The organism is Bacillus sp. RC242, from assembly GCF_044908245.1.
GTDB lineage: Bacteria > Bacillota > Bacilli > Bacillales > Bacillaceae_G > Bacillus_A > Bacillus_A mycoides.
Genome location: NZ_JBIYCZ010000001.1, coordinates 137,200 through 156,602, shown reverse-complemented (window position 1 = coordinate 156,602; position 19,403 = coordinate 137,200). Strand labels below are relative to the sequence as shown.

The window sequence follows — 19,403 nt, the reverse complement described above, 5'->3', positions numbered from 1 at the left end:
TAAGAGAAATAGAACAAGCGCATCGATATGATGCGCTTGTTCTATTTACTCAATAATTTGAAATTCTTTCAACTCTTTTTCAATATTTTGTAGGAGTTGTTCGCTTTTTTGAAGTACATTCGTTGGGAAAATCTCATCATCTCCATATTCAACGCCATGAGGATAATAATGTTTTCCTAATAAGGGTGGCAATAGTTTTACTTGAGCGTGTCTGCCGCCGATGTCACCTTCAACAGCAAATCCTTGTACACGTAAATAATAAATATCCTTTAATATTTCAAATTTATAATCATATGTAACGCGTTCGTAATCCCATTGTCCAGCAAGTACAAAATGATTGTTTTCCATAATCTCAGTTAAAAGAGTTAGATCAACGACTGCATCATTAAAGTTTGTATTTGTAAATTGCATAGAATACCTCCTTATTTTAATGTTAGTACACTATTTTTATAATAGTACGAATAATAAGAAAGTGCAATTCGTATTGCGAGAAAAGGGATAATCCAGACTTTTTTCGTGAAAATATGATATAGTGAAAAGAGTACGGTACACACAAAAAAGGAAAAAAAAGGATTTGTGTATATCTCGATTTTATGATTTGTTCAGGAGGTATATCGTTTGAAGAAATTATTGCGTATCGTAATGATTACATTTTTAATTTTAGCTGTTGATTTATACGGGAAGTTACTCGTGTCACAATATATATTAACTCCATCTCACTCTAAGCAAGAAAATAAAATTGTGAAAAAGAAGAAGCAAGTAAATGAAGAATCCACAGACACTGTTTTAAATATGATTGGTGGGGACTCTGAGAATTTATTAGCGAAGTGGGGCGAACCATCTCGAATAGAGCCTTCTGCTTATGGATATGAATGGTGGGTGTATAATCAAGATTTAGCTCAGTATGTTCAATTTGGAGTTGCTGAACGTAAAGTTGTAACGGCGTATGTTGCTGGTGAGCAAGTTAAGGTGGCTCCCTATCATATAAATGAAAAGTATGAAGAGGTATATAAAAAGAATCCACTTTCACATGAGATTTCATTAAAAAGAGGAAAGAATAGTTATCAATTTGAGTTATCTGATACGGAAGTAATGGAACAACCGCTAGTACCTGTAGAAGATGGATGGGCACAATTATACTTTGATCACTTTACACATGAGCTTGTTGGTCTTCGTTATATGGATGATGAAACGTTATTACGACAAAGACCATATCAACTTGTTTATTCAGGTGAATTAATAGCGGAACAGCCGCTGACACCAGAAAAAATGAAGCAAGTAGAAAATGGAAATATGCAACAAATTCTCGATTTAACAAATATTATTCGAAGTCGTCATCAATTACCGTTGTTAACATTTGACCAACAAACTGCAGATGTTGCATTAGGCCATAGTAAAGATATGAAGGATAATAATTATTTTTCACACGATTCACCTACTTTTGGTACGTTAGGAGATCGCTTGCAAAGTGGGCAAGTGGCTTTTCAACTTGCTGGTGAGAATATAGCGGCGCAACATAGTGATGGAATTGCGGCGGTACAGGGGTGGTTAAATAGTGAGGGTCATAGAAAGAATTTATTAAATGAACAATTTACTGGATTAGGTGTTGGGGTATATGATAAATTTTATACTCAAAACTTTATCCGAAAATAAAATGAAACTCTAATCAGTGGGGGCATCCTTCACTGATTATTAGTCTTCACCAATCGGGCTTTAACGGGCAGTAAGACTCCCGCCTAACTTCTGCGTATTCGTAGAAGTTTAAGGTGGGAGTCTTACTGTCCACAAATAGGAAGATAAAAAGGTGCATGAATCGTCTAAAAATAGGCGAACCATGTGCCTTTTTTTTCTTACAATATAGTAGATATACATGAAGAGGTGAGGATTATGCCAACAACAAAAGGGCCGTTACATCCATCGGTTCAACAGTTTAAAGAGTTTGTAAACCATCACCCTAAAATGGTTCATGAGGTTAGAAGTGGTCAAAAAACTTGGCAGCAATTTTATGAAGAATGGTACTTACTTGGTGAAGAAGATCAAATATGGATAGCGTATAGACCTGATGGAGCACCTGCTTTTTCTTCGGTAAAAGAAAATAAAGAAGAAAAAGAAAATCGAACAGAAGAGGAAAAAACTGCTGATGTGATGGGGCAAATGCTTTCTTTCTTTAAAAAGCTAGACGTAGAACAAATGCAACATCATTTAGCAAATGTAACGAGTGCGATTGGTAGCGTGCAACAAGTTATCCAACAATTTCAAGGAAACCGTGCGCAGCAAGAACAAAGTACTTCTGAAAATAATCCTTTTTTCTTTCAAAAGGATTAGGGGGAAAGAGGATGAGAGCAGAGCTTATGGAGTTTATAAAAGCTGATGAGGATTTAGCTCGCTATATTCGTGAACAGCCATACTGGTATCGGAAATTGACGCGTAACCCAGAAGAAAAAGAAGCTTTTGAGTTAGCTGCCATGCAGCATTTCAAAAAAACGATACCAGATAAAGTGGAAAAATTTCAAAATCAATTGGCCGTTGCTTCAATTATGATTGATATGTTCCAGTATATGAAGCAGCAAAATACGACGTAATTGGAAGGGAAAAACTATGTCCGTTATGCAAAACTTTTGTTACAATAGAATCGGATTATTTAAAAAAGGAGTTGCAGCATGACGGAAATTTGTTTAGTACGACATGGACAAACTGATTGGAACTTTCAAGAGATTATTCAAGGGCGCGAAGATATTCCACTTAACGAAGTTGGGAAGAAGCAAGCGAGTCAAAGTGCAGCTACCCTGCAAGCGGAATCGTGGGATATAATTATAAGTAGTCCGTTAATTAGAGCGCAAGAAACAGCTAAGGAAATTGCTGGGGCTATTGGATTACCATCTATTTTATTAGATGAGCGATTTATGGAACGTAATTTTGGGGAAGCTTCTGGGAAACCAGTTGCGGCCGTTAGAGAGTTAATTGCAGAAGGTAATATAGAAGGAATGGAGCAGGATGAAGAAATTGTAGAGCGCTGTTTTACGGCTTTACAAGAGGTTGCAGCAGCACATGGAGATAAACGTATTATCATTGTTGCGCATTCACATGCAATAAAAGCTATTTTACACGCAATTGCACCAGATGAAATTACATTTAAAACGCCGTTAAAAAACGCATGTATTAGCTACGTGAAAGAGAATAGCGGGAAATGGGATGTTCTTAAATATAATATTGCGGAGCATATTATTGTATAAGAGTGCAAGGGGATTGTATGAAAAGTAGTTAGAATTATATCTTTCTTTTAGGTGAGACACTTCAATTAGTAGTTCTGTTCCAAATGTGTTATGATGAATACTCGGAGGTGTCTCTCATGATTGTAGCGACGCTGGAAAGCGTATTGATTTTAGATAAGGCAGAGCAGCTTGCAAAAGCGATCATCTGTTCAGATATAGCAGAAGATTACCGTAAGTATTATAAGGATTTACAAGAAGATATAGAAGTCCAGACGCTAATTCAGCAATTTACAACGATGAAAGAGCGATACGAAGAAGTGCAACGTTTTGGTAAATATCATCCTGATTATACTTTCGTTTCGACGAAAATGAGGGAATTAAAGCGTTCTGTAGATATGCATGATAAGGTTGCAACCTTTAAAAGAGCAGAAACTGCTTTACAAAAGTTATTAGATGAAGTTAGTGTAGCAATTGGTTCTGAGGTGTCTTCTTCCGTTAAAGTTCCAACAGGAAATCCGTTTTTTGATGCGGGTGGCTGTGGCGGTGGGTGTGGTACCGGAGGCGGTTGTGGTTGTAAAAAAACAGGGTAATTTACCCTGTTTTTTAGAATATAGAAGAAAACGTATACAGAGTTTGTCCTTTAATGTCATAAATTTTTGATTGGTTTTCATAAAATATAAGAATATAAGTTTTTAAAAGGAGAAGATGGAGAAGATTATGTTCGGGCAACGACAAAGTATGATTGTTTATTTACATTCATTGAAACATGCCAAGATTTTAAGGAAATATGGTAACATTCATTACATATCAAAACGTTTGAAATATGCCGTTGTATATTGTGATATGGAACAAATTGAGCATATGATGCAAAAATTGAATAAACTTCCTTTTGTAAAAAAAGTAGAACAGTCGTATCGCCCATTTTTAAAAACGGAATTCGAAAATTCGCGTCCTGATCGGGCAAAAGAATACGATTATAGCTAAGTAAAAAAATCCCCTGCTAAATTTAGCAGGGGATTTTTTTACTTGAAATAACGTGTTATTTCATTGGAGGAATGAAATTGTTCATTCGTAAAATACCAATTAGATGATTAAAAAATAGTTCTTTTTCAGGGAAAGTTGTTGATGGTTTTACAGTAAAGGGAGTAACTTTTTTCCCTATTTGTTCCGCCATTTCTTCAAATAAAACGACACGTTTACTTTTTTTATTTTCAAGTACAGGAATGCCTTCACGACATATGTATAATGGTTGGAAATCACCAGTAGTTGTCGGTTTTAGTATTACAACAAGTGAACACACTTTTTTTTCGTTTTTTACAGTTTCGAATTGTAACATATGTGTTACACGTTCTTGGTTTGTTTTGGCAATTTCAAGTAATTCATATAAGTCAGAGTAGCCTTCTCCGAGTTCTATAAAGCGTTGAATCATATTTTTTCCTCCTCTTTCTTTTACTGTACCACCTGACTTTTTAAATGAAAAGTAGACAAATAAAAAAACCCTGCAAAGCAGGGCCCTTCTAATACTAGTATGTACTACTAGTAAGAAGGCAAAGGGAGAGGAGAAACCGGAGGAAGAACTTATGGGGAAACGTAAGTCTTCTCCGCGGTTGGCAACAACATCGAAAATGATGTTGTTATATTTATTTATGTCCAATCTAAAATGAAGATATACATAATGAAATTAAAATTTATGTTAGGCTTTTTATTTTTCTTTTTTTTATTTTATGATAGGATAAAAAAGGTAAAGTGGAACTGATGTACATAGAGGGTTGTTGCTTGCAAATAGTGAAATGGATATGAAAGAAATAGCGAGCGATTATTTTAACTGAGGTTTTCAATTAGTTAAATAACAGATTAATGAAAAAATGTATGAAATAGTATGAATCGGTAGCGGTTACCGAATTGAAATGAATTTGCTGTAATCGCTCTATAGATTGAAATAAAGGTAGTGACAACAGATGAGAGTAGTTTCAGGAAAATGTAAAGGGCACCCACTTAAAGCGGTACCTGGTAATACAACGCGTCCAACGACAGATAAAGTGAAAGAATCTATTTTTAATATGATAGGTCCTTATTATGATGGTGGTATCGCTCTTGATTTATTTGGTGGTAGCGGTGGTCTTGGAATTGAGGCCATAAGTAGAGGGATTGATAAAGCGATTTTTGTTGACCGAGATAGTAAAGCGATAAAAGTCATTCATCAAAATTTAGAAAGCTGTAGACTACAAGAACAAGCTGAAGTGTACCGAAATGATGCAGAGCGTGCGGTAAAGGCGCTTATAAAGCGTGAAATATCATTCGATCTTATACTAATAGACCCTCCATATAAAGCTCAAAAAATTGTGTCTTTAGTTAGTGTAATGGATCAACATGGATTGTTAAATAAAGATGGCATCATTATGGCAGAGCATGGGGATGACGTGGTTTTACCTGATTCTATAGGAGAGCTTGTAAAAGTACGGGCAGAAAACTACGGGATTACAGCAATTTCGATTTATAAGTATGAAGGTGAGGGGACAGAATGACAAGTATAGCTATTTCTTCAGGGAGTTTTGATCCAATTACCCTTGGACATTTGGATATTATTAAAAGGGGAGCAAAAGTATTTGATGAAGTATATGTAGTTGTTTTAAACAATTCATCAAAAAAACCATTCTTTTCGGTAGAAGAACGCCTAGAGTTAATTCGAGAGGCGACAAAGGATATTCCGAATGTAAAAGTTGATTCACATAGTGGATTATTGGTGGAATATGCAAAAATGCGTAATGCAAATGCAATATTACGTGGTTTGCGAGCAGTTTCTGATTTTGAATATGAGATGCAAATTACTTCAATGAATCGAAAATTAGACGAAAATATCGAAACTTTCTTCATTATGACAAATAATCAATATTCATTTTTAAGTTCAAGTATTGTGAAAGAAGTTGCGAGATATGGTGGGAGTGTAGTAGACCTTGTTCCTCCGATTGTAGAGCGTGCTTTAAAAGAAAAGTTTAAAACCCCGTTAAAGTGAACGGGGTTTTTCTTTATGAATGCGTAAAAACAATAAGATGACATACAAATATAAACAAAATAAGGTGAAGATTGGTCCGTAGTGTATAAATGATGTCCAAATATCAGTTAGTGTATAAGAATGATTCAATAAAAATACGGGAAGATCTTCTTGCGTAGGCGAGAAAGAATGAACTTTTTCATAAAATGGTCCCCAAAATATAAAAGTGAAAATAGGAGCGAGAATACTTTGGATAATTCGAGCTAAAAAATATGGTTTAAAGCGGATATCTGTCTCCGCTAATATGCTTGCTACTTGTGCCTGAATAGAAAGACCGCTAAATGCTAAAATGAAGCTTGTTACCATCGCTTGTTGAAGAAGTGTTGATTCATTAATTTGACTAATCATTTGGCTTCCAAGCGTCATTTCAAAAATACCGGATAATATCGGAATACTAAATTGGGATGTAAGTTGGAAGAATGATAAAATATGTTGCATAATAAAAGAAAGCGCTTCTGTAATTTTGAAAACAGTAATCATTTTATTTAAAACAGAGAATAAAATAATAAACCCACCAATCATGAGCAATGTTTGAATAGAAGAAACGATAGCGTCACCGAGTAGTTTTCCGATTGGTCTTTTTTCTTGCATACGTGTTTGGTGGAGGATGGAAAAAGGGTTTTGAAAGGCACGCTTTTGATTCGTATGTTTGTCTTTTATGTAAGTATCGTTATTACCATAAAAGCGCATAAGTAATCCGACGATAAAGTTACTTATATAATGTGCTGCTGCTAATACGAGTCCTAATTTCGGATTATTGAAAAAACCAATAGAAACCGCTCCGAAAATAAAAAGTGGATTAGAAGAATTTGTGAAAGATACGAGTCGTTCCGCTTCAATTTGTGTTAGTTGATTGCTCTTGCGTAGTCTAGCGCTTAATTTGGCGCCAGCGGGGAATCCTGAAGCCATTCCCATTGCCCAAACAAATCCGCCTACCCCTGGAACACGAAACAGTGGACGCATTAGTGGTTCTAATATAACACCGATAAATTTTACAATACCAATACTGATTAGAAGTTCCGCAATGATGAAAAACGGTAGTAGTGAAGGGAATACAACTTCCCACCATATATTTAACCCGCGAATTGAAGCTTGCAAAGCATCTTGGGGGTGAAGTACAAGAGAAAAGGTTAAAAACAACATTGATATGGTAAGAAAAGCAGTTTTCCATTTTTCGTACATGTAAGAAAATCCCCCTTTGTCCCAAAAACGTTCATTTCAGTATACGTGGATATGTGGTGAATTTAGACCATAAGTATGAAAAAGGAATGAAAAAAATTAAAGGGTGAGAAAAATGAAGGAACCAAAAATCGGTTTAGCGCTTGGATCCGGAGGTGCAAAAGGTTTTGCTCACATAGGGGTAATAAAAGTGTTGAGGGAAGCTGGCATCCCTATTCACATGATAGCAGGTAGTAGTATAGGGGCATTAATTGGTACATTTTATGCAGCGAGTTGTAACGTTGAAAGACTGTATAGATTGGCCGCTGTTTTTAAAAGGAAATATTATTTGGATTTTACAGTTCCTAAAATGGGATTTATTGCTGGAAAACGTATCAAAGATATGATTAAAATGTTTACATATAATAAAAATTTAGAAGAGTTAGATATCCCGACGGCTGTTGTGGCTACTGACATTTTGAAGGGGGAAAAAGTTGTTTTTACAAGCGGTCCGATTGCGGAGGCGGTTCGAGCTAGTATATCTGTGCCGGGGGTGTTTGTTCCAGAGAAAATAGATGGGCGCTTATTAGTGGATGGAGGGGTAATTGACCGTATTCCCGTATCGGTTGTAAAAGATTTAGGGGCTGATATTGTTATTGCTGTTGATGTATCTCCAATTAAGGTGAATGGAGAGGTTACATCGATTTATGATGTGATTATGCAAAGTATTGAAATTATGCAACATGAACTCGTGATGAATCGGCAAATAGCATCAGATTTAATGATGCGGCCAGCAGTAGAACAATTTAGTTCGCGTGCTTTTACACATATTGAAGATATCATTCGGGTCGGAGAAGTGGAAGCAGAAAAACACATTTCAAACATTTATTTACTAATTGAGCAGTGGAAGGAGAAACATAATGTTTAAGCGTTTTCGGTTTATATATGCAATTTTAATAGGGGTTATATTGGCGATGCTACTTGTTTATGTGCGTTTGCCGTATTATGTGACAAAACCAGGTATGGCGGCGAAATTAGCGCCATACGTTCAAGTAGATGGTGGAACGAAAGAGTCTGGTGATTTCATGCTTGTCACTGTCTCAATGGGACCTGCCAATGTGGTGAACTTAATAGCCGCGCAATTTAATAAATATACACACGTTTCAAAGGCGGAAGAAATATTGCAAAAAGGCGAGAGTGATGAAGAATATCAATTTCGCCAAAATTATGCAATGAAAGATTCGCAAAATGCAGCGATCTATAATGCTTATAAACGTGCAAATCGCTCTGTTTCTTTTGAAAATAAAGGTGTACTAGTTGCTGGTGTAGCAAAGGGTATGCCGTCAGAAGGAAAGCTTAAGCTTGGAGATGTTATTATAGCTGTCGATGGAAAAACATTCGACAAGACGGAACAATTTATTGAGTATATGACAGGGAAAAAAGAAGGGGACACAGTAAATATTGAATACAAGCGGGGCGGAAAACAGTTTAAAGAAAATTTAAATGTAAAGACGATCCCTAATGGGAATGGACGCGTCGGTATAGGGGTCTCTATCGTTACGGAAAGAGAGTTAGTAGTAGATCCGAAAGTGAAAATTGATTCCCATGAAATAGGAGGCCCGTCAGCAGGGTTAATGTTTACACTAGAAATTTATAATCAGCTCGTTGAAGAAGATTTAACAAACGGACATGAAATAGCTGGAACAGGTACAATCAATGATAAAGGAGAAATTGGTCCAATTGGTGGTATTCAGCAAAAAGTAGTAGCTGCTAGTGATGCGGGAGCTGAAGTGTTTTTTGCGCCAAATGAAAAAGGTGTAGAGAAATCGAATTATAAAGATGCTCTTGAAGCTGCGAAAGATATTAAAACAAAGATGAAAATTGTACCGGTGGACACACTGGATGATGCATTAACGTATTTAGAAAAAATGGGTAAAACAAAGTAAACCTCTCTGAAGAAGAGAGGTTTTTCTTATAGGAATTTTTTCATTATTTCATCATAACGAATTGGGTGATGCGTTGCGTCTTGTTTTAGCAGTTGTGTCCGCAAAGGTTCTTGCATTATGGAGAAATATACAGCATTTGATTTTCGTTCTATGTCTAAAGTTGGATGTTCGAATGTTTTTGTATGAGTAAGGATTGGGAGTTCTATTTTTTTCTTATTTCTAGAAAGATAAGTTTGTCCTTTTTGTGACATTCCGAGAAGACGGATATACGGCGCATGTTGCTCTATATTTGCTTTGTGTATTTCTTCCTTCGTTGTATTTGTTAAAATATGTGTACAAGCTCTTTGCAATCTAGTCCATGTATAACGTTTTGTTTTTAATGCTTCCATGAATGAATAGAAAGATGAACTGTTTTGTATTTTTGATAAAATACGATGCTCTAAACCTTCTTCCATTTCATATATATGCTGTAAGTCCTCTGAAGACATCGTCATAAGTTTGTATTTAAAAAATGAAAAGTATTTTTCCCAGTTATGTAACGTCCCGTAGTTTTGCTTGTAGTTTTCTAAAAGAGAAGCAGTCATTTTCGGGATAAAAGGCTCAATAGTTGTAGAGGAACTGTTTTCATTAAATAGCTGTTTGCGAATACTTGTTGCACTTGCAATATGTTGATCGTGAAATGTTTCATCATGATAATGAGAGGCGAATCTTTTTATAGTTTGTGCTTGCATCGAACTGTTTTGTAAGAGAATTGCTTTAATGTACTGTAAGCCTAAAATGTTATTTGGTTGTGACATATCTACGTTTTTTTCGGATGGTAAGATGTGTAGAAAGGCTTCAGATGTAGCTTTTGCATAACTATTACCTGCATTCATAAATTGCTTCACAAGACGATTAAAAGTCTCTTCTTCATTTTTTTGTATAGCGATGGTATTGTAGAAATTTTCAGCTTGTCCATCTTCACTACCGAAACAAATTTCAGAAACACCAAGGGCGTTTAAAATCGAAATTGCGCCATTTGCGAAAGTTTCGGCCTTTTGTGTTGCGAATGCATATGGAAGCTCTACAACAAGGTCTACGCCGTTTGTTAAGGCCATTTTAGTACGATACCATTTGGAGATGAGTGCGGGCTCACCACGCTGCAAAAAAGGACCACTCATAACGGCGATAATAATATCAGACTGTGTTAACTTTTTTGTTTGTTGCACATGATAAGCATGACCGTTATGAAAAGGGTTATATTCAACAACAATACCACTGGATTTTATGGTAATCTCTCCTTTCGATGTAGCATCTTTTTGGAAAACGTGATAGTCTATATATTATTTCCTATGATGACTTCATTATAGTGTAAAGAAAAAACATTGACAAATATAAAATGGCTAGCTATAATTTTGTTTGTTGCCTTGAGGTGATATGATATGAAATGGTCCATCCATCAATTGAATAAATTGAGAAATAAAGGATTGACATTAAATGAAATGGTAGATGTAAGTGAGCTAAAAGAGGTCGAGAAAGATATTCGTGAAATTAATCCTGCTCATGTAACAGGAAGAGTTGATTTTGGCTCCGGTAAGTTTACGTTTCATCTACATATAACTGGAAGCATGGTTTTACCATGTTCTCGCTCTTTAGTAGATGTGACATTACCATTTGACATTAAAACAACTGAGGTGTTCCAAACTTCGGAAGAAGAATTTGAAACAGAAGCTGAAATTCATTGTTTAGAAGGAGAAGTACTTGACTTACTGCCCGTAATCAAGGAAAATATACTTTTGGAGATTCCAATGCAAATTTTCAGTGATGATGTTTCTGGTGGAGCACCGATGCAAGGTCAAGACTGGCAAGTGATTTCGGAAGAAAACAAAGAAAAGACTGTTGATCCACGATTAGCAGGACTTGCAAAGTTTTTTGACAAATAATCGGAAGACTGGTTTAGGCCTTCATATGAAAATAACTATTTCTTTTAAGGAGGTGGGAAGAATGGCTGTACCTTTTAGAAGAACTTCTAAAACAGTAAAAAGAAAGCGTCGTACGCATTTCAAATTATCAGTACCTGGTATGGTAGAGTGCCCAAGCTGTGGTGAAGCGAAATTAGCTCACCGTGTATGTAAAGCATGCGGTACTTACAAAGGTAAAGAAGTAATCAGCAAGTAATTGCGGGAAAATAAACGTAGAAGATATCTTCTACGTTTATTTTTTTTTTGTCTTATTCTTTATTTGTTGTATTCTATCTTTTCTAGTAACTGCATATGCTTAATAAAAAATGCATAGGGAGGACTAGAGAGATGGCGACAACAAGACAAGATGCTTGGACTGATGATGAAGATTTGCTTCTGGCAGAAGTAGTACTCCGGCATATTCAAGAAGGTGGAACGCAACTTTCTGCCTTTAAAGAAGTGGGGAGACATTTGTCTCGCACACCAGCAGCATGTGGATTTAGGTGGAATTCTTATGTTAGAAAGCAATACAAAGAACGTATTGAAGAAGCAAAGCAACTTCGTAAAGTAGAAAATTATGAAGTGAAAGAGACAAAGGTATTAGAGCCTACATCAATTACATTGAATGATGTTATTGAATTCTTGCGAAATTATAAAGATGAAAGCTCTTTAATGGTGTTGCAACAACAAATTGAATCGTTACAAACAGAGAAAGAACGTCTTCTGGAGCGATTATCAGTATATGAGGAAGAATATAGAACATTACTTGATTATATCGATCAAAAAAGAAGTGTAATGGTAGCGGAAAGAAATGGCGCTCGCTCGAATGGAGAATTAGAAAAATTAAAGAAATAAAAACAGCTGCGTAACAGCTGTTTTTTTTGTTTCTTATGCAGATTCTTCGTTTGTAATCGCATTCGAATTTGTTTCTGGATGCCAAATATAAAAATCACCATCAGTTACTGATACTGGCTGGAAACTTAATTTATCCCAAAAACCAGATGATTGGATACGTGCTATCGTTTTAATTGGGAATTGTAGTTGTTTCGCATAATTAACAAGCATTTGTCCGAATCCTTGTTTTTGAAAAGTCGGCAATACTTCAAGTTTATAAAGTTCTAGGTAAGTACCTGTAATTTCAAATGGTTCCCCGCCGTTCCTTTTCATATATAGACTCATACGTGCGATTAGCGATCCTCCATAATAGATACCGTAAAATGGAGACTCACTATCATTTTCAATAATGTTTGCTTGTAATTCTTCCAACATGGATAGTTCTTGAGCTCCGCACCCTTTAAATTTTTTAAATTCATCTAATGTTTTATAATTGATGAGCAAGCGTTCAACTTTTGGGAATCCCATTACATCACGTCCTTTTCTTATCTTGTTGAATGCAGAAAAGTTAAAATATTTATAATAATATTATAACTCATTTTTAAATTTTTATGAAGAAGATAGAATATTTCTTTCATTATTTTTTTGAGGATTTGCTAAACTAAGAATAGAACTATGTATATAGGTAGTATATACGTAGTGAAAGAAGAGGTTGCATTTGTTAAAAGATAATTGAATCCTCAACTATGTAATTGTAATTTAATAAGATATAAAGGGGGAAAGGCAAGGGAACTTATATCACTTGTTAATATGAGTTCTTTGTGTGAAGATGAAAATTGGAATTGTTGGACCGGGAGCTATTGGTCTCCTATATACATTTTATTTACAAAAAAGTAATCAAGATGTTACGTTGTTTACAAGAAACGATAAGCAAGCAGAAGAATTAAACTTAACGGGTGTAACTTGTATTAGGAATGGAGAACGTGAAACGGTATTTCCATCTATTTTACCGATAGAAAGTATGCTGGATAAACAGTTAGATTATACATTTATTGCTGTAAAGCAATATCATGTAACTGATATATTACCTTTTGTGCAGGGAGAATCTTCATTAATCTTTTTGCAAAATGGAATGTCACATCTTCACGTTATGCAAAAAATAGGAAATGAACGTATAGCAGTCGGGATTGTGGAGCATGGTGCAAAAAAAGAGGATGGACATACAGTTCGTCATACTGGAATAGGTGTTACAAAGTTTGGTGTAGTGCGTGGTCAATCTAGTTGTTTTAAAAAGGTATTTAATTGTTTTCCTTTTGATTATTTTCCGATTCAGATAGAAGATGATTGGAAGGGGATTATGCGTAATAAATTAGTAGTCAATGTATGTATTAATCCGTTGACGGCATTATTGCGGGTTGAGAACGGGGAGTTAATTTCAAACCCGCTTTTTTATCAAATGATGGAGCAAGTATTTCAGGAAGTTGCATTTCTTGTTAAAGAAGAAGATAAGGAAATGCTATGGAAAATGGTATGCCAAGTATGTGAAAAAACATCCCATAATACTTCATCTATGTTAGCGGACGTAAGAGCGAATAGACAAACGGAAGTTAACGCGATTGTTGGATATGTATTAGAAGAAGCTAAGGAACAACAACAATCTGTTCCGACACTTCGATTTTTGTTCAATGCAATAAAAGGAATGGAATTATAAGTGTTTTTCTTTGCTTTTACGTGAAACATTGAATACAATGTGGGTTGGTGAGAGAACAGGATACGAAAGGAAGAATTATATGGAGATAAAAGAAATCTCTGTTCCACTACAAGGTGTTGTAGCGGACTATATGAACGGTAAAAAAGAGATACAGTCATGTTTTGATTATCTGTTAACAGAGGATGCTTTTAAACAGCGTTTACATGATTTACGTGAGAGAGAGTTTTTCCGTCAAGATTTAGTAACGCATTTATTAGAATATAATACACAATTGCAAGCGGGAGAATTTACAATTCAAAATATAAAAGCGCTTGAAGATGAAAATACATATGTAGTTATAGCTGGACAACAAGCTGGGTTATTAACTGGTCCGCTTTATACAGTTCATAAGATCATTTCAATTTTACAGCTTGCAAAAGAAAAAGAAGAGAGCTTAGGGGTTCGGGTTGTTCCTGTCTTTTGGATTGCTGGTGAAGACCATGATATGGATGAAATTAATCATACATTTGTAACGAAAAATAAAAAAATAAAAAAGACCATTTTTCATGATCGTTATCCGAAAAAGGCGAGTGCTTCTGAGTCTGAGTTTTCTATTGAAGACTGTAGAAAATGGGTCGAAGAGATTTTTAAAACATATCCGGAAACGAATTTTACAAAGGATGTATTACAATTTGTTGATGATGCTTTAGGTAAATCGCATACATATGTAGATTTCTTTGCGCACCTTATTACGAAAATGTTCGCAAATTCTGGTTTAATTCTTGTAGATTCACATCATCCTGCATTAAGAAAATTAGAAGTGCCGTTTTTACAACAAATTATAAGTAAATATAAAGAAATTCAAGTAGGGCTTCGTAATCAACAGGAAGTACTTAAGGAATTAGGATTTAAACCGATTATTGAAACGAAGACAAATGCAGTGCATATATTTATGGAAATTGATAATGAGCGAGTATTGCTTGAAGAGAATCAAGGGAAGTTTATTGGAAAAGATGGAGTGCATTCATTTTCGTATGAAGAATTGATGGAAGAGATGGAAAGAAGTCCAGAACGTTTTAGTAATAATGTTGTAACGCGCCCTCTTATGCAAGAATATGTGTTTCCTACGTTAGCGTTTATTGGCGGTCCAGGGGAGTTAGCTTATTGGAGTGAATTGCAACAAGTGTTTCATACGGCAGGTTTCCAAATGCCACCTGTTGTTCCGCGCCTTACAATTACTTATATGGAGCGAGATATAGCGACAGATTTATATGATTTAGATTTGCAAGAAATTGATCCATTTCTAAATAATATAGATAATCTGCGTGACAATTGGCTTTCTAATCAAATAGAGGAACCGATAGACGAGCGATTTATAGAAGCGAAAAAAGAAATAATGGATATTCATACATCATTACAACAATTCGTGAAAAAAATAGATCCAGGGTTAAATGAGTTTGCTGGGAAAAATGAACTGAAAATTAATGAGCAAATTGAACTGTTAGAAAAAATGTTGAAAAGAAATGTTGAGAAGAAACATGAGGTTCAACTGAATAAATTCCGCCGTTTACAATTTGCGCTTCGTCCATTAGGAGCACCGCAAGAACGTGTGTGGAATGTTTGTTATTATTTAAATCAGTTCGGCCTTGATTTTGTTGACCGGGTAATGGAACAATCTTTTTCGTGGGATGGAAAACATCATGTAATAAAACTATAGAATCTTGCTCTTTTGAGCAGGATTTTATTTTTATTCTGTTGAATTAACTGTGAAGTGAAATATTTCTGAATTATCCATCTTATGTTAATGTAATGAATCGCTATGTATCAGGTATATATATATGACAAAATAGCACAAAATGTAAACGGATTATTATCTTTTTCGACAGGTTTTTGTTTAAATTCCCGCAAAAAATGATAAAATTTAGTATATAATAAAATAAAATAGCGATTTGTATAGCGTACTACCTTGTTGGAAGTTAAATGAGTCGTTCTTTAGTAGCATTTCATCCTCTAGTAGTAAATTGTGTTTGTAGAGTGAGAAATGTATTTAACATAATTAATTGGAAAAAGAGTAGGTGCAGCAATGTTCAAACACGTAACAGTACTTTTGAAAGAAACAGTAGATGGCTTAGATATAAAACCGAGTGGTACATATGTAGATTGTACACTGGGTGGAGGAGGACATAGTTCTTATTTACTATCTCAGCTAACAGATGGTGGAAAGTTAATAGCATTTGATCAAGATGAAATAGCGATTCAAAATGCGAAGGAAAAATTTTCTTCTTATGGTGAACAATTTGTAACAGTGAAGAGCAACTTCCGTTATTTATCTGAAAAACTACATGAATTAGGTATTACAGAAGTAGACGGGATTTTATTCGATTTAGGTGTTTCATCCCCACAATTAGATACACCAGAGCGTGGCTTTAGTTATCATCATGATGCACCGTTAGATATGCGGATGGATCAAGATGCCCCATTAACAGCATATGATGTTGTGAACAGCTGGTCATATGAACAACTCGTAAGAATTTTCTTCCAATACGGAGAAGAAAAATTTTCAAAGCAAATAACAAGGAAAATTGAAGCTTATCGCGAGAATAAGGCTATTGAAACGACAGGAGAATTAGTGGAATTAATTAAAGAAGGTATTCCAGCTCCGGCACGTAGAACAGGTGGACATCCTGCGAAGCGAGTATTTCAAGCGATTCGTATTGCTGTAAATGATGAATTAAAAGTATTTGAAGAAGCGTTGGAATCTGCAATTGATATGGTCAAGCCTGGTGGAAGAGTTAGTGTTATAACATTCCATTCTTTAGAAGATCGTATTTGTAAAACGACGTTTAAGCGAAATAGCACAACGCCGCAATTACCACAGGGACTACCGATTATTCCGGATGAATTTAAGCCGAAATTAAAGCTTATTACAAGGAAACCGATTTTACCTTCTGACATTGAATTAGAAGAAAATAATCGAGCGCGTTCTGCGAAGTTGAGAATCGCTGAAAAACGATAAAAAGGAGAGAGAGGTATGACTAATTTAGCTGTAAAGTATAAACAACAGGCGCAAGAAGAGGTACAAATTCAAGCGCCGCCACAGCAGATGGTTAAGCCAAAAGTTAAAACGAAAATTACAAGAATTGAAAAGCTATTGTACGTAACGTTTATTGGATTTTTATTATATGCCTGTGTAGCTTTTATTGGGAATAAAGCGGGCCTATATCAAGTTAATGTAGAAGCAGCGACGATAGAAGAACAAATTGTAAAAAAACAAAAGGAAAATCAAGAATTGCAGGCTGAAGTAGAGAAGTTAAGTCGTTATGAACGTATCGCTGAAGTTGCAAAAAAACACGGGCTAGAAATTAATGCGAATAACGTGAAAGGCCTAAAGTAAGGCAAATAGGTGTGAAGAAAAGATGAAGAGAAATATGACCAAATTTCATACCAATAAGGGAGCAGGTTATTTTATGATATTTTTCCTCCTGCTCTTTTTGCTGTTATTAGCCCGATTTTTTTACATACAAGTAACAGGAACAGTGGACAATCATGATTTGAAAAAACTTGCTGAGCAGAAACATAGTAAAAAAGGAGTTCTCGAAGCGAATCGAGGAACAATTTATGATCAAAATGGTCATGTACTAGCGCAAGACGCAAATTCTTATAAACTTGTAGCCGAGTTAAAAGGAGCTAACGCCGTTAAGGATAAAGAGGATACTGCAAAGAAAATCGCAGGAGTACTCGGAAAAGATGAAGATAAAATTTTAGCTACTTTAAATAAAGAAGGCAAAAGTCAAGTGGAATTTGGAACATTGGGTAAAGACTTGACGAAAGAAAAGAAAGAACAAATAGAAGCATTGAAATTGCCGGGAATATCTTTTATTACCGAAAATGCGAGAGTTTATCCAAACGGTGATTTTGCATCTTATGTCATAGGTCATGCGAAACCTGATGAAAATGGAATCTCAGTCGGTCAATTTGGCTTAGAAAAGAGTTTGGATAAATATTTAGGTGCTTCTAATGGTGAGGTAGCTTATACAGGTGACCGTAAAGGAGTATCTCTTGACGGTGGGAAAGTGAATGTAAAGGCACCTAAAAATGGAGATAATGTGTATTTAACGCTTGACCAACGTATTCAAAGTTATTTAGAAGACGCAATGAAAGAAGCGAGTAAACATTATGAACCAGAAAATTTAATAGGGATTGTTGCGGATCCGAAGACAGGGAAAATATTAGCGATGTCTAGTAAACCTAGTTATGACCCTAATGATCGTCAAATTAAATATTTCTTCAACGACGCCATTGCAAATGCGTTTGAACCGGGATCAACAATGAAGATTTTCACATTAGCGGCGGCCATTAATGAAGGTGTATACAATGGGCAAGACTTTTATCAGTCTGGTACATATCAAGTTGGTAATCGCAAAATAAAAGATCATAACGGCGGCGCCGGATGGGGTTCTATTACTTTTGATGAAGGGGTAGAGCGATCTTCAAACGTAGCGTTCGCAATTTTAGGGGATCAAAAACTTGGTCCAGAGCGTTTTCGAAAATATATTCACGGTTTTGGATTAGATGAAAAAACAAACATTGATTTATCTGGTGAAGGGTCAAATACAATTTTATTTGATCAACAAATACAACAAGTAACAACGGCATTTGGACAAGGTTCTACAGTTACACCAATTCAACTTGTACAAGCTGCAACAGCAATTGCAAATGATGGTAAAATGATGAAACCTTATACAATTGATAAAATTGTGGATCCAATAACAGGTAAAGTACAGCTAGAGCATAAACCAGAAGAAGTAGGAAAACCTGTTACCAAAGAGACAGCCGCACAAGTAAGGCAATTACTAGAACGTGTTGTTACATCACCGAAAGGAACAGGAACTGCATATAAAGTTGATGGGTATTCAGTCGGGGGGAAAACAGGTACAGCACAAATTCCTGACGGGAAAGGTGGCTATATGACGGGAAGAGAGAATTATATATTCTCATTCTTAGGTATGGCACCGATGGACGATCCGCAACTTGTTGTGTATGTGGCCGTTAAACAACCAAAATTAAAAGATGATGAAAACGGGGCTAAACCTTTAGCTGATATCTTTAAATATGTAACGAAAAATAGCTTAGAGTACTTAAAGATTAAGCCGAATGAAGTAAAAGACCCGAAAAAATATGTGAAAGAACAACAAACTGTCGTTCCAGATGTAACCGGAAAAACGATGGAAGAAGCGAAAAAAACAATTGATAAAGCAAAACTTCGTCCAATCGTATTAGGTGAAGGTAAAGTGCAGCAGCAAGTGCCAAAAGCAACTGAACAAACATTAAAGGGTGATCGAGTCTTCTTAGTAGGAGATAAGCCTATAATGCCAAATATACAGGGATGGGCACTGCGTGATGTTATGAATTTAGCAAAAACATTAAAGCTTAACTTAAAACCTTCTGGTACAGGATATGTAACGGAACAAAGTGTGGCGGAAGGGACATTGTTGCAACCTGGTACAGAATTAGGTGTAACACTCGTACCACCACTTGAACCGCAACAAGAAGCAGAAAAGCCATAATGGT

23 protein-coding genes are annotated in these 19,403 nt (G+C 35.6%); 18 read left to right on the top strand and 5 right to left on the bottom strand.

The window, feature by feature from the left end:
* Positions 1-45 precede the first annotated feature (45 nt).
* A complete protein-coding gene (locus ABH957_RS00795; protein ID WP_002066906.1) occupies positions 46-411 on the bottom strand; it encodes a YugN family protein in 366 nt (121 codons plus the stop codon).
* A 207-nt stretch (positions 412-618) separates the two neighbouring features.
* On the opposite strand from ABH957_RS00795, the gene ABH957_RS00790 reads away from it, so the two are divergent.
* The 6 genes from ABH957_RS00790 (at position 619) to ABH957_RS00765 (ending at position 4,196) form a co-directional block, all read left to right on the top strand.
* Positions 619-1,653, top strand: coding sequence for a CAP domain-containing protein (locus ABH957_RS00790; protein WP_033707146.1), 1,035 nt, complete (start codon positions 619-621; stop codon positions 1,651-1,653).
* Positions 1,654-1,887: 234 nt separating this feature from the next.
* Complete coding sequence (ylbD, locus tag ABH957_RS00785) at positions 1,888-2,325, top strand: YlbD family protein (protein WP_002138106.1); 438 nt, start codon at positions 1,888-1,890, stop codon at positions 2,323-2,325.
* 11 nt (positions 2,326-2,336) lie between these two features.
* On the top strand, positions 2,337-2,582 hold the full coding sequence (locus ABH957_RS00780; RefSeq protein WP_002014770.1) for a YlbE-like family protein: 246 nt from the start codon (positions 2,337-2,339) through the stop codon (positions 2,580-2,582).
* A gap of 78 nt (positions 2,583-2,660) precedes the next feature.
* On the top strand, positions 2,661-3,233 hold the full coding sequence (locus ABH957_RS00775; RefSeq protein WP_002066909.1) for a histidine phosphatase family protein: 573 nt from the start codon (positions 2,661-2,663) through the stop codon (positions 3,231-3,233).
* A 116-nt stretch (positions 3,234-3,349) separates the two neighbouring features.
* The gene (locus ABH957_RS00770; RefSeq protein WP_002066910.1) at positions 3,350-3,802 is read left to right on the top strand and encodes a YlbF/YmcA family competence regulator; all 453 of its coding nucleotides are present in this window, start codon (positions 3,350-3,352) and stop codon (positions 3,800-3,802) included.
* 127 nt (positions 3,803-3,929) lie between these two features.
* On the top strand, positions 3,930-4,196 hold the full coding sequence (locus ABH957_RS00765; RefSeq protein ID WP_002088292.1) for a YlbG family protein: 267 nt from the start codon (positions 3,930-3,932) through the stop codon (positions 4,194-4,196).
* 55 nt (positions 4,197-4,251) lie between these two features.
* On the opposite strand, the gene ABH957_RS00760 is transcribed toward ABH957_RS00765, so the two are convergent.
* A complete protein-coding gene (locus tag ABH957_RS00760; protein WP_002014762.1) occupies positions 4,252-4,641 on the bottom strand; it encodes a DUF7147 family protein in 390 nt (129 codons plus the stop codon).
* 529 nt (positions 4,642-5,170) lie between these two features.
* On the opposite strand from ABH957_RS00760, the gene rsmD reads away from it, so the two are divergent.
* Together rsmD and coaD are read left to right on the top strand one after the other, a co-directional pair.
* Positions 5,171-5,737 carry a 16S rRNA (guanine(966)-N(2))-methyltransferase RsmD gene (gene rsmD, locus ABH957_RS00755; RefSeq protein ID WP_001266992.1) on the top strand — a complete coding sequence of 189 codons (567 nt, stop codon included), beginning with the start codon at positions 5,171-5,173 and terminating at the stop codon, positions 5,735-5,737.
* Positions 5,734-6,225, top strand: a complete 492-nt coding sequence (gene coaD, locus ABH957_RS00750) for a pantetheine-phosphate adenylyltransferase (protein ID WP_002128865.1) — start codon at positions 5,734-5,736, stop codon at positions 6,223-6,225. The genes rsmD and coaD overlap by 4 nt, the downstream gene beginning before the upstream one ends.
* Here coaD and ylbJ read toward each other — a convergent pair.
* Entirely contained in the window at positions 6,217-7,446 is a 1,230-nt protein-coding gene (gene ylbJ / locus ABH957_RS00745) for a sporulation integral membrane protein YlbJ (protein WP_002033736.1), read from the bottom strand. The genes coaD and ylbJ overlap by 9 nt on opposite strands.
* Before the next feature lie 112 nt (positions 7,447-7,558).
* On the opposite strand from ylbJ, the gene ABH957_RS00740 reads away from it, so the two are divergent.
* Both ABH957_RS00740 and ABH957_RS00735 read left to right on the top strand, forming a co-directional pair.
* Positions 7,559-8,350, top strand: coding sequence for a patatin-like phospholipase family protein (locus tag ABH957_RS00740; RefSeq protein ID WP_193662334.1), 792 nt, complete (start codon positions 7,559-7,561; stop codon positions 8,348-8,350).
* The gene (locus tag ABH957_RS00735; RefSeq protein WP_113937191.1) at positions 8,343-9,368 is read left to right on the top strand and encodes a SepM family pheromone-processing serine protease; all 1,026 of its coding nucleotides are present in this window, start codon (positions 8,343-8,345) and stop codon (positions 9,366-9,368) included. Before ABH957_RS00740 ends, ABH957_RS00735 begins: the two co-directional genes overlap by 8 nt.
* 26 nt (positions 9,369-9,394) lie before the next feature.
* On the opposite strand, the gene ABH957_RS00730 is transcribed toward ABH957_RS00735, so the two are convergent.
* On the bottom strand, positions 9,395-10,636 hold the full coding sequence (locus ABH957_RS00730) for a nucleotidyltransferase (protein WP_204354038.1): 1,242 nt from the start codon (positions 10,634-10,636) through the stop codon (positions 9,395-9,397).
* A gap of 153 nt (positions 10,637-10,789) precedes the next feature.
* Between ABH957_RS00730 and ABH957_RS00725 the strand changes: the two genes are divergently transcribed.
* The 3 genes from ABH957_RS00725 (at position 10,790) to ABH957_RS00715 (ending at position 12,163) form a co-directional block, all read left to right on the top strand.
* Positions 10,790-11,290, top strand: a complete 501-nt coding sequence (locus ABH957_RS00725; protein ID WP_002014753.1) for a YceD family protein — start codon at positions 10,790-10,792, stop codon at positions 11,288-11,290.
* Between the two features lie 61 nt (positions 11,291-11,351).
* Positions 11,352-11,525, top strand: coding sequence for a 50S ribosomal protein L32 (rpmF, locus tag ABH957_RS00720; RefSeq protein WP_001984764.1), 174 nt, complete (start codon positions 11,352-11,354; stop codon positions 11,523-11,525).
* 131 nt (positions 11,526-11,656) lie between these two features.
* Complete coding sequence (locus ABH957_RS00715; protein ID WP_002066865.1) at positions 11,657-12,163, top strand: RsfA family transcriptional regulator; 507 nt, start codon at positions 11,657-11,659, stop codon at positions 12,161-12,163.
* 33 nt (positions 12,164-12,196) lie between these two features.
* On the opposite strand, the gene ABH957_RS00710 is transcribed toward ABH957_RS00715, so the two are convergent.
* Positions 12,197-12,670, bottom strand: a complete 474-nt coding sequence (locus ABH957_RS00710) for an N-acetyltransferase (RefSeq protein WP_002014751.1) — start codon at positions 12,668-12,670, stop codon at positions 12,197-12,199.
* A 295-nt stretch (positions 12,671-12,965) separates the two neighbouring features.
* Between ABH957_RS00710 and panE the strand changes: the two genes are divergently transcribed.
* From panE to ABH957_RS00685, 5 genes are all read left to right on the top strand, one after another.
* The gene (gene panE / locus ABH957_RS00705; protein WP_002128863.1) at positions 12,966-13,853 is read left to right on the top strand and encodes a 2-dehydropantoate 2-reductase; all 888 of its coding nucleotides are present in this window, start codon (positions 12,966-12,968) and stop codon (positions 13,851-13,853) included.
* A gap of 79 nt (positions 13,854-13,932) precedes the next feature.
* Positions 13,933-15,549 carry a bacillithiol biosynthesis cysteine-adding enzyme BshC gene (gene bshC / locus ABH957_RS00700; protein ID WP_002128861.1) on the top strand — a complete coding sequence of 539 codons (1,617 nt, stop codon included), beginning with the start codon at positions 13,933-13,935 and terminating at the stop codon, positions 15,547-15,549.
* A gap of 366 nt (positions 15,550-15,915) precedes the next feature.
* Positions 15,916-16,848 (top strand): 16S rRNA (cytosine(1402)-N(4))-methyltransferase RsmH, encoded by a 933-nt coding sequence (gene rsmH, locus ABH957_RS00695; protein WP_002014746.1) that lies wholly within the window; start codon positions 15,916-15,918, stop codon positions 16,846-16,848.
* A gap of 15 nt (positions 16,849-16,863) precedes the next feature.
* Entirely contained in the window at positions 16,864-17,226 is a 363-nt protein-coding gene (ftsL, locus tag ABH957_RS00690; RefSeq protein WP_002014745.1) for a cell division protein FtsL, read from the top strand.
* Positions 17,227-17,248: 22 nt separating this feature from the next.
* On the top strand, positions 17,249-19,399 hold the full coding sequence (locus ABH957_RS00685; RefSeq protein WP_483862308.1) for a penicillin-binding protein: 2,151 nt from the start codon (positions 17,249-17,251) through the stop codon (positions 19,397-19,399).
* The last annotated feature ends 4 nt before the right edge of the window (positions 19,400-19,403 follow it).

What these genes read in the sequence shown, in the direction of transcription:
- ABH957_RS00795 (WP_002066906.1), bottom strand. Translation starts at nt 411, where the DNA reads ATGCAATTTACAAATACAAACTTTAATGATGCAGTCGTTGATCTAACT.
- ylbD (WP_002138106.1), top strand. Translation starts at nt 1,888, where the DNA reads ATGCCAACAACAAAAGGGCCGTTACATCCATCGGTTCAACAGTTTAAA.
- ABH957_RS00780 (WP_002014770.1), top strand. Translation starts at nt 2,337, where the DNA reads ATGAGAGCAGAGCTTATGGAGTTTATAAAAGCTGATGAGGATTTAGCT.
- ABH957_RS00775 (WP_002066909.1), top strand. Translation starts at nt 2,661, where the DNA reads ATGACGGAAATTTGTTTAGTACGACATGGACAAACTGATTGGAACTTT.
- ABH957_RS00770 (WP_002066910.1), top strand. Translation starts at nt 3,350, where the DNA reads ATGATTGTAGCGACGCTGGAAAGCGTATTGATTTTAGATAAGGCAGAG.
- ABH957_RS00765 (WP_002088292.1), top strand. Translation starts at nt 3,930, where the DNA reads ATGTTCGGGCAACGACAAAGTATGATTGTTTATTTACATTCATTGAAA.
- ABH957_RS00760 (WP_002014762.1), bottom strand. Translation starts at nt 4,641, where the DNA reads ATGATTCAACGCTTTATAGAACTCGGAGAAGGCTACTCTGACTTATAT.
- rsmD (WP_001266992.1), top strand. Translation starts at nt 5,171, where the DNA reads ATGAGAGTAGTTTCAGGAAAATGTAAAGGGCACCCACTTAAAGCGGTA.
- coaD (WP_002128865.1), top strand. Translation starts at nt 5,734, where the DNA reads ATGACAAGTATAGCTATTTCTTCAGGGAGTTTTGATCCAATTACCCTT.
- ylbJ (WP_002033736.1), bottom strand. Translation starts at nt 7,446, where the DNA reads ATGTACGAAAAATGGAAAACTGCTTTTCTTACCATATCAATGTTGTTT.
- ABH957_RS00740 (WP_193662334.1), top strand. Translation starts at nt 7,559, where the DNA reads ATGAAGGAACCAAAAATCGGTTTAGCGCTTGGATCCGGAGGTGCAAAA.
- ABH957_RS00735 (WP_113937191.1), top strand. Translation starts at nt 8,343, where the DNA reads ATGTTTAAGCGTTTTCGGTTTATATATGCAATTTTAATAGGGGTTATA.
- ABH957_RS00725 (WP_002014753.1), top strand. Translation starts at nt 10,790, where the DNA reads ATGAAATGGTCCATCCATCAATTGAATAAATTGAGAAATAAAGGATTG.
- rpmF (WP_001984764.1), top strand. Translation starts at nt 11,352, where the DNA reads ATGGCTGTACCTTTTAGAAGAACTTCTAAAACAGTAAAAAGAAAGCGT.
- ABH957_RS00715 (WP_002066865.1), top strand. Translation starts at nt 11,657, where the DNA reads ATGGCGACAACAAGACAAGATGCTTGGACTGATGATGAAGATTTGCTT.
- ABH957_RS00710 (WP_002014751.1), bottom strand. Translation starts at nt 12,670, where the DNA reads ATGGGATTCCCAAAAGTTGAACGCTTGCTCATCAATTATAAAACATTA.
- bshC (WP_002128861.1), top strand. Translation starts at nt 13,933, where the DNA reads ATGGAGATAAAAGAAATCTCTGTTCCACTACAAGGTGTTGTAGCGGAC.
- rsmH (WP_002014746.1), top strand. Translation starts at nt 15,916, where the DNA reads ATGTTCAAACACGTAACAGTACTTTTGAAAGAAACAGTAGATGGCTTA.
- ftsL (WP_002014745.1), top strand. Translation starts at nt 16,864, where the DNA reads ATGACTAATTTAGCTGTAAAGTATAAACAACAGGCGCAAGAAGAGGTA.
- ABH957_RS00685 (WP_483862308.1), top strand. Translation starts at nt 17,249, where the DNA reads ATGAAGAGAAATATGACCAAATTTCATACCAATAAGGGAGCAGGTTAT.